We start from the raw sequence: 12,943 nt of genomic DNA, 5'->3' as shown, positions 1-12,943 counted from the left end.
CCTTGTGGGTGATTGTCCGGAAGTCAGCGTTTGAATGTCGTTTCGAACAGCGAGCGGGCGGCGCGGCGCATGCTGCGCACCAGCTCGGTCTCGCGGTCGCGGAAGAAGCGGGCGTGTTTGACATCGGAGACCCGCGCCGAAGGCAGCATCGGAAAGGTCACGACCGAGATTTCCCAGAGGTCGGCTTCCAGGATGCGCCGGACACCTGAGCCGGCCGCCTTGCCGGAGCGCGCCTCCTTACCGGCACGGCCCTCTTTACTGGAACGTACCGTGCGAAAGCCGATCGACAGCCCGTCCAGTGCGCCGGTCTTCATCAGCGAATGCACTTCCCGCGACCGGGCGACGCCCGGTGCCAGAACACCCTCCACATAAAGGCCGCGCTCATCCTCGCGGATGGTGCGCCAGGCGCCGATCGGCTCCGCGGGATCGTGCTGGTAAAGCATGCGGATACCGGCCGCGCCGCGCTCCTCGATGGAGCGGCGGAAAGCGCCGCGCTCGATGACATCCTGACCGAGATCGACCTCGCCGAAGACGCTGGCATAACCGGAAAAGGTGCCATCGCTGGCGATGCCGCGCAGCTCCAGATTGGCGAATTTGCGCGTGGCGGGACGCGGCCCGCGATAAGCGTGCATGGAAAACTCCTGCGATGTGAAGGAAGTATCAGGCGCGCGGGCGCGCACCGTAGCGGTCGGCGATGCGCACCAGCACGCCCAGCCCCCACCAGGCGCCCATGCTGGCGGCGGCGGAGCCTGCCACCATGATTTCCCGGCCCGACAGCGCGCCGGCAATATCGAGCTGCTGCACGATCCACAGGCCGATCGGCCCGCCGAAGATCATGCCGCAGGAAACCCCGGTGATGAAACGGCTCGCGGCCTCGCGTTTGCTTTTCGGCAGGAGATAAACGAGCGATACGCCGGCACCCGCCACGGCGCCGGTGATGCGGGCGGCCCAGATGCCGGCCTCATTGGCGAATTCAGACATGGGTAATCATTCCGTTCTAGAATGTTGAAACCGGGCGCACGCACCGCGCCGCCCGCAGGCGCTTCTTGCGCGCCTGCGATGGGTGTTTTTGCGAATCTTCGGAATCGCTTGGGCGGAAGAGCTCACAAGGAGAGTCCGCTTCTTCAGAAAATGATTGAGCAGACGCAACCCGCTTTGAGGGCGCGGTTTTGCCCGCTCAATAACCGACGGCCTCGCGTTTTTCCTCGTCGCTGAGGAACGAGGCCGTGCCGATGCGTGCCCAGAGCGCATCCCGCTCACCGGCAAGCCCGGCGATCCTGTCGAGATCGGGTTCGAGCCTCAGCCCAGAACCGAAGACCGGAGAAAGCCAGCCGCACAGCCTCGCCGCCGTGCGATAAACGAGCGGCAGGACGGTGAGGCGATAAAAGGCGCGGTTCGCCTCCTGGTAGTTGGCATAGGTATTGTCGCCGGGAATGCCGATCAGCATTGGCGGCACGCCGAGCGCCAGCGCGATATCACGCGCCGCCCCGTTGCGTGCCTCCAGAAAATCCATGTCGCGCGGCGAAAGACCCATGGCCTTCCAGTCCAGCCCGCCTTCCAGAAGCAGCGGCCGGCCGGCATTCATCGCCCCCTGATAGCCCTCCTCCAGCTCGCGCTTCAGCCGCTCATATTGTTCGGTGGACAGATTGCCGCCCTCCTTCGGCTGATAGACAAGCGCGCCGGAGGGCCGGGCGGAATTGTCGAGCAGGCGCTTGTTCCACTGGCTTGCGGCATTGTGCAGATCGAGAGCGGCACCGGCAGAGGCGAGCGGCGCAAAACCCGCCCGGTCATCCAGCGGATGGAAAAGTTTCAGATGCAGCAGCCCCAGCCCGTCGCGCTCGGCGGCGATGCGGCGCAAGGCGCGGCCCTCGGCGCGGTAATCATAGGCCACCGGCCAGCCATCCGATCCTTCGACGATGCTCACCCGGTCGGGCCGCAGGAGATGCAGCTCGCGCAGCCGCCCGCCCACCGTCAACGGCTCGATATAGGCATTTCCGGCCAGCATGAGGTGGCCGTAAAGCGCCTCGAAAAAATCCGGCCCGCCCATATGGGCGCTCGGTTTTAAAAGCAGCGCCAGCAGCGGGTGGTCGGCCAGTTCCTCTTCGCCATCATAAAGCAGCCAGCTGACGGAAGCCGAGGTCTCCGCCACCATGCGGGCGGCGCGGTGAGCGACCGGGTTTTTCATGAAGCCTTCGCGGGCAAGCGCGGCATAGGACCGGCCGGACCAGAAGGCCTGCCCGCCCTGCACCGCAACCGCCATGAAGCCTTCGGCCATTTTCCGGCCTTCAGGCACGGCTCTGCCATCCGCCGGGCGCAGCCACGGCAGGGAGAAGGGAAATCGCATTGGGTTGTCCTTGTTTTGATGGCGGCTCAGGCCCCGATGCCCCCTCATCCCTGTTCCCCGGAACAGGAATGAGGGTACCGGGGGCCTCAGCCCTACGACGGAGGAAACGTTTTTTCCCGTTCTCAGCAGACTACGTGCGGATGCACGTCACTTTCGCAGCGGAAACCGGACGTTTACCGGATCGGCGCTTTCACCGCCGTATCGCTGTCGAAATCGGCGGCAACGCGGGTTTCGCGCAGGGGCTTTACCGTGCGGGTCGAAAGATCATAGGCGGGGTCGGCCTTATAGGCCGCCAGCGCCGCCTCGTTTTCAAACTCGCCATAGACGATGAAATCGACCGAGTTGCCCCATTGGTCCTTCTTCACGTTCTCGCCGATTTCAAGTTTCAGCGAATGCGGTATCGCGGTCAGGCCGGAAAGCCCCCTGCGCACGGCGTCGCGGTTTTCCTCGGGAACGGTGAAAAAGACGATATGGCGGATCACGGTGTCACCTGTCATGCAAACTTCGAAGACGGCCTTTCGGCACCGTGTAACGGGTTATCATCTGGCCCGCCCGGGTTCAATCCGCGCCGCGACAAGCGCATGATGAAATGCGCGCCCGTAACCGCCCACCAGCCGCGCCCGGTCGCTGCCATTGATGATGGCGCGTGCACCGTCCCAATCCTCGCGCCTGTCACCGAAGAAATCGGAGAGCCTGCGGCCGGTGAAGCCGCCACCCGCCATGCCGTGGATCAGGATCGCGGTGGCCACCTCCGCCTCCATGGCCCGCTCGGGACGTTCCAGAAGGTCAACGCCTGTCAGCGCCGACATGGCCTCGTAATTGCGCCGATGGGTCAGCTGCACGAAGCCGCGCCCCAGCCAGCTTTTCCCCTCCGTATCCGGCCGCCAATAGGGCTTGCGCACCATGGGCAGCCTGCCCGCCGCAAAGGCACGGTCGAGCCTTGCCATCGCCTCGGCATCGCTTGCCGCCAATGTCTCGCGCACCGGCTGCATGGTCGCCGCCGTCTCGTGAAAGGCCGTCGCCAGCATATAGGCGAGCCAGCGCGGATCGCCGCCCGGCATCGCCTTTTCGAATCCTGCCAGCATCGTTTTCGTGTCGGCAAGCTGGGCCACGCGCAGGCGACCGCCGAAAATGGAAATCCGCGCCGACGCGAAGAATCGCGCCTCGTCATAGGCCATGACAGCTCCTGAAAATGATGGGCGATATGACGCCCGGTTTTTCCACATGCGGGCCGCCGGAACTAAATCGATTTGAAAAAACCTTAATCGATTTTAATCCGCAGGCCGGGGTTTTGGGGTAAAAAATTCCTTGAATTCCGGAACCTTAGCGCGCTAACTCCATTCACCGCGCAATTCCGCAGCGTTAACCATTCAAGGAGGAATGCCACCATGACAGCGACAATCCCCCAGACCGTTTATGACCGTCTCGAAAACGAGTGGCGCCAGATGCGTGAGACCGGCTCCCAGCCGAAGCCGGCGCAGTCTCCGAAGAAATAATATCCGCCAGACGTCCGAATTCGGGCAATGACGGTGCCTCGCTTTTCTTCTCCCCGCCGGGGAGAAGATGGCCCGAAGGGTCAGATGAGGGGGCAACATCTCCAGATATCTCTACTGTCTCCGCATATATTGACCGTGGCCCCCTCATCCGGCGCTGCGCGCCACCTTCTCCCCGACGGGGAGAAGAAACAGGGGGCATCCGCTCGACCGGTCATTGGCTCTCATTCGCGGGAGCCAATAATCACCGAGCTCACATCCCCCGCACCTTCGGTTCACTGACCACCATCGTCGTCAGCGCCGTTATCGCCCAGACGAGCGCATCCAGCCGGTCCGGCGAACGCCCCGACGAAAGACCATCCGGCCCGAAATCCGTCATCTGGTGTTCGAGTTTTTCAAACCGTGCGGCGTGGCGCACCCTGCCCTGTTCGTAAAGTGCGGCGACCGGCTCGGCGCGGGTGAATTTGCCGCGGCTGGCGCGCACCAGGGTCAGCGGCAGGTTGGCGTCGATGCTCTGCAGCATGGCACGCACCATCTCGCCGCCCTGATTGACTTCAGCCACCACCCGGTCCGCCTCGTGGCGACGAAAGGCGGCAACCACGGCCCGGGCCCAGCCGGCCGGCGTTTCGCCTTCCACCGAACAATCCGCAAGCACCGTGAGCCGCCCGGACATGCCAAGCCCCGCCACGACAATGCCGCAGCAGGAATGTTCACCGACGCCTGCCGGCGGGTCTACCGCCACCACGATCCGCGCCAGCGGTTCATGTGCGGCCTCGATGATCGCTTCCAGATCGGCGCGCTTCCACAGCGCGCCGTCGCGCTCGTCAATCAGTTCACCGCCGATTTCCTGACGCCCCAGCCGCGTGCCGCCGTAACGGTCCTGCATGGCCTTGAGGAATCCGGGCGAGAGATTGCGTGCATTGATAGCCGTCGGCATCCGTGCCACGCGCGTCGAGGGATCGGCGAGAAGCGCCTTCAGCAGCGGAATGGGCCGTGGCGTGGTTGTCACCAGTTGCCGTGGCATCTCACCCAGACGCAGGCCGAATTGCAGCATGTCCCAGGTTTCCTGCGGATATTTCCATTTGCCCAGCTCATCCGCCCAGGCCATGTGGAACTGCGGGCCGCGCAGGCTTTCCGGGTCTTCCGAGGAAAATACCTGCGCCACAGCACCATTCGGCCAGAGGAGCCGCCGGCGCGACACCTCGAAGGCGGGACGGCAGCGGCGGGCGATGCGACAGATGCCGGAAATGCCGTCGATCATCACCTCGCGGGCATCGCCCAGCGTTTCCGCGACAAGCGCGATGCGCAGATCCGACTGCTTGCCCGTGGAAGCGACATGATGCACCCATTCCGCTCCGGCGCGGGTCTTGCCGGAACCGCGCCCGCCGATCAGCAGCCACGTCCGCCAGTCGCCCTCCGGCGGCTGCTGCGGCAGGTTGCCGATGAAACGCCAATCGCGCAGGAGGTTGAAGACCTGCGCCTGAAGGCGCGCTTCGGTCAAAACTTCGGCCATGCTTCAGTCAGACCCCCGCCGCAGTGTCGGACGCAGCCATCGCCTCCAGCCTCTCGCGGCATTTCTGCTCGGCCAGTTCATCGATGCGGTTGAGGAAATGCGCCACCGCCGCCTCGTAATCCTGCGTCCCGGTTTCATCCTCGCCCATAAGCGCCTGCCTCTCCTCCGCCAGCACCCGTTGCAGGGCGTCGATCCGTTCCAGCGTGCGGACGATGAGCGACAGCTGATCCGTCGCGACTTTCACATCGGTACGGGCCTGCTTTGCGTCCGTATCGTCGGCATCAGACAGAAGCCCCGCCTCGCCCGATTGCCGAAGATTGCGATACATGCAGACTTGATCGCGCATCTCCTCCGTCAGTTCGTTCAGCAACTGTCGCAGGCTGCCGTTGCGCGCCGCATCTTCGGCGGCCTGCCTGTCGGCCCGCGATTTGGTCTCAAGCGCGGCTTCCGGCATGTCCTCACCCGCATAGGCGGGCGTTTCCGGCCAGACGCCGTAGAGCGCCGGATCGCAATTGTTGGACATTGTCATGGGATTGGCCTGCGAGAGAAAGAGCGGCGATTGCGGTTATGCGACGGAACATCTTCCTCCCGTCATTCCGGCCCTGAGCCGGAATCCAGCCAGCCCAAGTCATTGGGCTGAAAAAAGTCTTTTCGCCGCGCAGACGCGCGCCGGCTGGATGCCGGGTCAAGCCCGGCATGACGAGGAGAAGGGCTGTGGCCCAGAGAACAAAATTGGACGGCGGCTGGATGGGCAACGATATGGCACCGACTACGAGGGAAGCTTGCCATCAAACCAGCGGCAACGCTTTGGACCGTGCCGTCTTCAGCCGCAAATCTCCGACCGTAACCAAACACTATCAAATCACCGTCACGGTGTAAAGGATTATTTTCCTATGATTGTGATTTTTATCCTGACGACAGCATTTGCACCCTTCCCCGCCACATATTACACTCACGCCGCAAGCGGTGGATAAAAGGGGCGAGTCAAGTTGGTGAAACAATGGGTTGAGCGGTTGTTTGCGGGTCTTTCGGCAACCGGCATCGTCTTCGGCACTATTCTGTTCTGCGCCTCGCTCACCCCCTCGCTGCTGCCGCGCACATGGCTGATGCAGGGCGTGTTGTGCGGATTTTCCTTTGCCATCGGCTATCTGATCGGCGTCGCCCTGCACGCGCTCTGGACCTATCTGGAACTGCCCGAACCCTCGCGCCACAATGTCCGCGGCATTCGTTTTCTCATCGCGCTTGCCGCCGCCATCACCGCGATTGCATTTTTGTGGCAGGCGAAGGACTGGCAGAATTCCATCCGCGTGCTGATGGAACTCGATCCGCTGCCCAGCGCCCATCCCACCAAGACCGGCGGCCTTGCGGTGCTGGTCGCCGCCATCCTTATCGGTGCGGGCCGGCTGTTCCAGCTTATCCGCCGCTTTTTTGCCGCGCGCAGCCGCCATTTCCTGCCGCGCCGCCTGGCCAATGTGCTCGGTATCGCGGTGGCAATCATACTCTCATGGATGCTGCTCAATGGGCTGATTTTCGATATCGGCCTCAGATTTGCCGATTCCTCGCTGAAACAGGTGGATGCGCTGATCGAGCCCGACGTGCCACGTCCCTCGGATGCGCTCAAAACCGGCAGCAGCGCCTCACTGATGACATGGGAATCGCTCGGTCGGCGCGGGCGTGAATTCGTCGCCGAAGGCCCTGATGGCACAGAGATATCCGCCTTCACCCATCGTCCGGCAAAGGAACCGCTCAGGGTCTATGCCGGCCTCAACTCGGCTTCGACGCCGGAAGCAAGGGCGGCCCTGGCGCTGGAGGAACTGAAGCGGGTCGGCGGTTTCGAGCGCAAGGTGCTGCTGGTAGTCATTCCCACCGGCACCGGCTGGATCGACCCGGAAGCGCTGGATACGGTCGAATATCTGCATGACGGCGATATCGCCAGCGTCGCCGTGCAATATTCCTATCTTTCAAGCTGGATCGCCCTGCTGACCGAGCCGGACTACGGTGTCGAGACGGCGCGCGCTTTGTTCGAGGCCGTTTACGGCTACTGGACCACGTTGCCGAAGGAAACGCGGCCGAAGCTTTACCTGCATGGCCTCAGCCTCGGCTCGCTCAATTCGCAGAAATCCTCCGATCTTTACGATGTGCTCTCCGACCCCTTTCAGGGCGCTTTGTGGAGCGGCCCGCCCTTTTCCAGCCCGACATGGCGCATGGCCACCAATGGCCGGGTGAAGGGCACGCCGGAATGGCTGCCACGTTTCCGCGATTCCTCCGTCATCCGCTTCGCCAACCAATATACGACCGCCCATATGCCCGATGCGGCGTGGGGCCCGATGCGGATCGTCTATCTGCAATATGCCAGCGACCCGATCACCTTCTTCGAGGCCGCCTCGCTTTACCGGCGGCCGCAATGGATGGCGCATCACGGGCCCGACGTTTCCACATCCTTCCGCTGGTTCCCGGTCGTCACCCTGCTGCAGCTCGGCCTCGATGTCGCCGCCGCCACCACGGCGCCGATAGGCTATGGCCATGTCTATGCACCGGAACATTATATCGATGCATGGACCGAAGTGACCGCGCCGGGCGGCTGGAGCCCCGGGGAGATCAAGCGGCTGAAGATGTTCTTCAAGGCCCGCCGCGGCTCCACCGATCCGGCGTGAGCGCGACGGGCCTGCCTGGAGCCTCAGCCCTTCAGCCGGTCCAGATGATCGGCGATATAAGTGTCCAGCGAACGCGGCGCATGGCCGGTCAGTGTTTCGACATCACCGGTCACCACCGCCGTCCAGCCTTCGCGCACGGGATAAAAGATCGAGGCGAGGAAAGAGGCATAATCCTTCGGCACGCCCGCACCGGTGAGGATGCCGATAAAGACCTCATCCGAAACGGCGGCGTAAGACACCGGCTTGCCGATCGCCGTTGAAATGATCGCGGCTGCCTCGCCGTAACCGAAGGCTTTCGGACCGGTCAGGTTGAAGGCCTTGCCATTAAAGGCGTCAGAGGTCAGCGCCGCGGCGGCGCTGTCGGCGATATCGCGCACATCGATAAAGCTTGATTTGCCCTCGCCGGCGGGAACGGCGATCTGGCCGTGGTCGATGCCGGCCTTCCAGTAGCTGTGGAAATTATCGGCGAACCAGTTGGGGCGCAGGATGACGTAAGGCGTGCCCGAAGCGATGATCTTCAGCTCGATCTGGCGATAGGGAATGGAATCGTCGGCATCGACGCCGAGGACGCTGAGGAAGACGATCTTCACCTTGCGGCGCGCGGCCTCCTCGACCACCGGCGTCAGCGCATCGATGGCATCCAGACGTCCGCCCGCCAGGATCAGAAACAGACGGTCAACGCCGTCGAAGGCGTCAGCGTAGGTGGCGCGGTCGGTATAATCGAAGCGCACGCCTTCCGCGCCGCCCGTGGCGTTGCCGCTGCGCGAGGCCGCCTTCACGCTTTCGCCCCTGGAAAGGAGCGTTTTCACCAGCGGTGTGCCGATGGTGCCGGTGGAACCGATTACGAGTATCTTGCCTGTCATCTCAAATCTCCTTAGTATCTAATGGAAACCATGTTTCGAAAACACAGATACTGCGCTGGAGAAATCATGAAAAGAGAGCACTTTTCGGTTATCTGGTATCCTTGCGGAAACCGGCTTTCCCCCGAAAGATGCCCTGAAACAACGGAACGAGACCATGGAACGCATTTATGACGTCTATGAAGACCGCTGCCCCACGCGCATGGTGCTGGACAGGATCGCCGACAAATGGGCGCTGCTGATCCTCGACCGTCTGCGGGTGGACGCCGTGCGCTTCAACCTGCTGCGGCGGGAGATCAAGGGCATTTCGCAGAAGGTGCTGTCGCAGACGCTGAAGAAACTGGAGCGCGACGGCCTGATTTCCCGGCAGGTTTTCCCGACCGTGCCGGTGACGGTGGAATATTCGCTGACGCCGCTGGGGCGGACGCTGACCGACACGGTCGCGGCGATTGCCCATTGGGCGGAGGGCAATATGGACGCGGTGCTGGCGGCGCAGAAGGCGTATGATGAGCGGGCGGTGGCTTAAATGGAGGCGCGGCTACCGATACGTCCCTCATTCCTGTGCTTGTCACAGGAATCCAGCCAGCCCAAGTCCTTGGGCTGAAAGGACTTTCCCCGTCGCGCAGACGCGCGTCGGCTGGATCCCTGTGACATCCTCGGGCTCGTTCCGGGGAACAGGGATGAGGAGGAAGAGAGCGCCCGGAATAACAGTCAGCGCTGCGCCTGCCGCACACCCAAAATCCCCTACCGCGAAATCCGCGTCGACAGAATGATCGACGACAGCGTGCGCTCCACGCCGTCCAAGGCACCGATGCGGTCGATCAACCGGTCAAGATCAAGGATCGAGGGGGCGGCCAAAATCGCGATCAGATCGAACGTGCCGCTCACCGAATGCAGCGTCGTCACCTCCTTGATGGCGGCAAGTGCGGCCGTCACGCCGGGCAGCGCCTTGGGTGCGATGGTGATCAGCACATGGGCGCGCACCAGCCCGGAAAGATAGCTTTCCGAAAGCCTCAGACCATAACCGGCGATCACCCCGTCGGCCTCCAGCCGCTCGATGCGGGCCTGCACGGTGGTGCGGGAAAGGCCAAGTTTGCGCGCCAGTTCCGCCACCGGCATGCGGGCATTTTCGGAAAGCAGGGCGAGCAGCGCCCGGTCCTTGTCGGCGATCGTCATAGTGACCAATCCTGTCGTCTAACTGTTCAATAATAGACCACCATCTGCACATAGTGAAGCTGCGAATCGTCAATAAAAGCTGGCATTCTGTCTTCGAAGCGCATTCGTTGCGCAATGACATGCGAATTTACTGCGGGGAACAAAAACATGAAAAACATTGTCGTCATCGGCGCGGGCAATATCGGTTCGGCCATCGCCTGGATGCTGGCCGCATCGGGCGATTATCGCATCACCGTCGCCGACCGTTCGGCCGACCAGCTGGCGAATGTGCCGGCGCATGAACGCGTCGATACCGAAATCGTCGACATCACCGACCGTCCGGCGCTGGAAGCACTGTTGAAGGGCAAATTCGCCGTGCTGTCCGCCGCTCCCTTCCACCTGACGGCGGGCATTGCGGAGGCGGCCGTCGCCGTCGGCACCCATTATCTCGATCTGACCGAAGACGTGGAATCCACCCGCAAGGTCAAGGCGCTCTCGGAAACGGCGCAGACGGCGCTCATTCCGCAATGCGGTCTCGCGCCCGGCTTCATCTCCATCGTCGCCGCCGATCTCGCCGCCAAGTTCGACAAGCTGGACAGCGTCAGGATGCGCGTCGGCGCTCTGCCGCAATATCCGTCCAACGCGCTCAACTACAACCTCACCTGGAGCACGGACGGGCTGATCAACGAATATATCGAGCCCTGCGAAGCCATCGTCGAAGGCCGCCTCACCGCCGTTCCGGCGCTGGAGGAGCGCGAGGAATTTTCGCTCGACGGCGTCACCTATGAGGCCTTCAACACGTCAGGCGGCCTCGGCACGCTCTGCGCCACGCTGGAGGGCAAGGTGCGGACGATGAATTACCGCACCATCCGTTATCCCGGCCATGTGGCGATCATGAAGGCACTGCTGAACGACCTCAACCTGCGTAACCGTCGCGACGTGCTGAAGGACCTGTTCGAAAACGCCCTGCCCGGCACCATGCAGGACGTGGTCATCGTCTTCGTCACCGTCTGCGGCACCCGCAACGGCCGCTTCCTGCAGGAAACTTACGCCAACAAGGTCTATGCCGGCCCGGTTTCCGGCCGGATGATGAGCGCCATCCAGATCACCACCGCCGCCGGCATCTGCACGGTTCTCGATCTGCTGGCCGAAGGCACCCTGCCGCAGAAGGGTTTTGTGCGGCAGGAGGAAGTGGCCCTGCCGAAATTCCTCGAAAACCGGTTTGGCCGGTATTATGGCTCGCATGAGCCGCTGGCCAAGGTTGGGTGATTTAAGGACACAGCATCGCCTCTGGTTTCTTCTCCCCGCCGGGGAGAAGGTGGCCCGAAGGGTCGGATGAGGGGGCTAGCTCTCCTGATATCTCTACCCTCACCCCCTCATCCCGCTGCCGCGACCTTCTCCCCGGCGGGGAGAAGGCGAAGGAGGCGCCCGCTCGTTCGAAAGCAGCGGACCAGTTTGCACTCATGTCCCGCAAAACGTCCTGAACACCCGCTCATGGCTCATCGGCGGCTGCATATAGACGAAATTGTCCGGCCGCTCCGCGAATGGTGTGGCGATTGCCGTCAGCATGGCGTGGAAGGGCTCGAAATCATCCTCTTCCACCGCCGCTTCGATCAGTTCCTCGATGCGGTGGTTGCGCGGGATGATGGCCGGGTTGACGGCAAGCATTGCCTTTGACCTGTCGGCATCGGAGAGTTCTTCACGCCCGGCTCTCTCCCGCCAGCGCGCCAGAAATTCATCCGCTCCGGCAATATCGATGAACATGCCGCGAAACGGCTCGGCATCGCCATTTGCCGCATGGGAGAGGCGCCGGAAAGTCAGCGTATAATCCGCTTCCGACGCCTGCATCAGCGCCAGCAGCGCCTGCACCAGATCGATGTCGCCCTCTTCCTCTGTCGTCAGGCCAAGCTTTTCGCGCATGCCGGTGAGCCAGCGTTTGGGGAAGGCGGCGGCGAAATCGGCCAGAACGGCATTGGCGCGTTCGGCGGCTTTTTCCACTTGCGGATCGAGCAGCGGCAACAGGCATTCCGCCAGCCTGGCGATGTTCCATTGCGCGATGCCGGGTTGATTGTTGAAGGCGTAACGGCCCTGCGCATCGATGGAAGAGAAGACCTTGTTGGGGTGGTATTCATCGAGGAAGGCGCAGGGGCCGAAATCGATGGTCTCGCCGGAGACCGCCATATTGTCGGTATTCATCACGCCATGGATGAAGCCCGCCATCATCCAGCGGGCAATGAGGTCGCATTGCCTGTCAGCGATGCCGCGCAGCAAGGCGAGGTAGGGATTATCGGCGCCTTTCGCTTCGGGATAGTGGCGGTCGATCACATAATCCGCGAGGTTCCTGATCGCCTCGTCATCCTCGCGCGCCGCGAAGAACTGGAAGGTGCCGACACGGATATGGCTTGCCGCAACACGGGTGAAGACGCCGCCCGGCAGGCCGACTTCACGCTGTACCCTTTCGCCGGAGAGAACCGCCGCCAAGGCCCGCGTGGCGGGAATGCCGAGCGCAAACATCGCCTCCGACACGATATATTCGCGCAGCACGGGGCCAAGCGCCGCACGCCCGTCGCCCCTGCGCGAAAACGGCGTCGGGCCGGAACCCTTGAGCTGGATATCGCGGCGTTTGCCGTTTTTGTCGATCACCTCGCCGAGCAGAATGGCGCGGCCATCGCCGAGCTGCGGCACGAAACCGCCGAACTGGTGGCCGGCATAGGCCATGGCCAGCGGCTCTGCCCCCTGCGGCACGACATTGCCGGAAAAGATCGCCGCCAGCCTTTCATCGTCAAGGTCCGCCACATCGAGAAGGAGTTCATCGGCCAGCCCACGGTTGAAGGCGATGAGGCGCGGCGCCTTCACCGGCGTCGGCAGCACGGCGGCGCTGAACCGTTCCGGCAGGCGGGCATAGGAATTGTCGAATCTGATCA

General features: G+C 62.8%; 14 protein-coding genes. 4 read left to right on the top strand and 10 right to left on the bottom strand.

The annotated features are described in order from the left end of the window. Nucleotides 1-23 precede the first annotated feature (23 nt). From ACIQUH_RS00455 to ACIQUH_RS00425, 7 genes are all read right to left on the bottom strand, one after another. The gene (locus ACIQUH_RS00455; RefSeq protein ID WP_400811712.1) at nucleotides 24-632 is read right to left on the bottom strand and encodes an HK97 family phage prohead protease; all 609 of its coding nucleotides are present in this window, start codon (nucleotides 630-632) and stop codon (nucleotides 24-26) included. A 28-nt stretch (nucleotides 633-660) separates the two neighbouring features. Then, entirely contained in the window at nucleotides 661-981 is a 321-nt protein-coding gene (locus ACIQUH_RS00450) for a DUF6107 family protein (RefSeq protein ID WP_020808622.1), read from the bottom strand. 196 nt (nucleotides 982-1,177) lie between these two features. Continuing rightward, a complete protein-coding gene (locus ACIQUH_RS00445) occupies nucleotides 1,178-2,344 on the bottom strand; it encodes a phage portal protein (protein ID WP_400811709.1) in 1,167 nt (388 codons plus the stop codon). 173 nt (nucleotides 2,345-2,517) lie between these two features. Beyond that, the gene (locus ACIQUH_RS00440) at nucleotides 2,518-2,826 is read right to left on the bottom strand and encodes a Dabb family protein (RefSeq protein ID WP_003522330.1); all 309 of its coding nucleotides are present in this window, start codon (nucleotides 2,824-2,826) and stop codon (nucleotides 2,518-2,520) included. A gap of 57 nt (nucleotides 2,827-2,883) precedes the next feature. Further along, nucleotides 2,884-3,522 (bottom strand): hypothetical protein, encoded by a 639-nt coding sequence (locus ACIQUH_RS00435; RefSeq protein ID WP_400811706.1) that lies wholly within the window; start codon nucleotides 3,520-3,522, stop codon nucleotides 2,884-2,886. Between the two features lie 568 nt (nucleotides 3,523-4,090). Further along, nucleotides 4,091-5,350 carry a DNA-packaging protein gene (locus tag ACIQUH_RS00430; RefSeq protein ID WP_400811704.1) on the bottom strand — a complete coding sequence of 420 codons (1,260 nt, stop codon included), beginning with the start codon at nucleotides 5,348-5,350 and terminating at the stop codon, nucleotides 4,091-4,093. A gap of 7 nt (nucleotides 5,351-5,357) precedes the next feature. After that, complete coding sequence (locus ACIQUH_RS00425; protein ID WP_400811702.1) at nucleotides 5,358-5,879, bottom strand: hypothetical protein; 522 nt, start codon at nucleotides 5,877-5,879, stop codon at nucleotides 5,358-5,360. Here ACIQUH_RS00425 and ACIQUH_RS00420 point away from each other — a divergent pair. Both ACIQUH_RS00420 and ACIQUH_RS00415 read left to right on the top strand, forming a co-directional pair. Then, a complete protein-coding gene (locus ACIQUH_RS00420; RefSeq protein ID WP_400811700.1) occupies nucleotides 5,866-6,324 on the top strand; it encodes a hypothetical protein in 459 nt (152 codons plus the stop codon). The two genes, ACIQUH_RS00425 and ACIQUH_RS00420, sit on opposite strands and share 14 nt — an antisense overlap. A 39-nt stretch (nucleotides 6,325-6,363) precedes the next feature. Continuing rightward, the gene (locus ACIQUH_RS00415; protein ID WP_400812478.1) at nucleotides 6,364-8,004 is read left to right on the top strand and encodes an alpha/beta hydrolase; all 1,641 of its coding nucleotides are present in this window, start codon (nucleotides 6,364-6,366) and stop codon (nucleotides 8,002-8,004) included. 23 nt (nucleotides 8,005-8,027) lie between these two features. On the opposite strand, the gene ACIQUH_RS00410 is transcribed toward ACIQUH_RS00415, so the two are convergent. Continuing rightward, on the bottom strand, nucleotides 8,028-8,867 hold the full coding sequence (locus ACIQUH_RS00410; protein ID WP_400811697.1) for an SDR family oxidoreductase: 840 nt from the start codon (nucleotides 8,865-8,867) through the stop codon (nucleotides 8,028-8,030). Nucleotides 8,868-9,021: 154 nt separating this feature from the next. Here ACIQUH_RS00410 and ACIQUH_RS00405 point away from each other — a divergent pair, with 154 nt between their 5' ends. Continuing rightward, nucleotides 9,022-9,390, top strand: a complete 369-nt coding sequence (locus ACIQUH_RS00405; protein ID WP_400811694.1) for a winged helix-turn-helix transcriptional regulator — start codon at nucleotides 9,022-9,024, stop codon at nucleotides 9,388-9,390. A gap of 218 nt (nucleotides 9,391-9,608) precedes the next feature. On the opposite strand, the gene ACIQUH_RS00400 is transcribed toward ACIQUH_RS00405, so the two are convergent. After that, a complete protein-coding gene (locus ACIQUH_RS00400; protein ID WP_052817598.1) occupies nucleotides 9,609-10,040 on the bottom strand; it encodes an Lrp/AsnC family transcriptional regulator in 432 nt (143 codons plus the stop codon). A 147-nt stretch (nucleotides 10,041-10,187) separates the two neighbouring features. Between ACIQUH_RS00400 and ACIQUH_RS00395 the strand changes: the two genes are divergently transcribed. Then, entirely contained in the window at nucleotides 10,188-11,288 is a 1,101-nt protein-coding gene (locus tag ACIQUH_RS00395; RefSeq protein WP_400811690.1) for a saccharopine dehydrogenase NADP-binding domain-containing protein, read from the top strand. A 192-nt stretch (nucleotides 11,289-11,480) separates the two neighbouring features. Here ACIQUH_RS00395 and ACIQUH_RS00390 read toward each other — a convergent pair whose 3' ends face one another. Continuing rightward, nucleotides 11,481-12,941, bottom strand: coding sequence for a YdiU family protein (locus ACIQUH_RS00390; RefSeq protein WP_400812476.1), 1,461 nt, complete (start codon nucleotides 12,939-12,941; stop codon nucleotides 11,481-11,483). Nucleotides 12,942-12,943 lie beyond the last annotated feature (2 nt).

This window comes from Agrobacterium sp. NPDC090283, assembly GCF_044769685.1.
Classification (GTDB): Bacteria; Pseudomonadota; Alphaproteobacteria; order Rhizobiales; family Rhizobiaceae; genus Agrobacterium.
The sequence above is the reverse complement of the archived record's forward strand: the minus strand, read 5'-3'. Positions and strand labels throughout refer to the sequence as shown.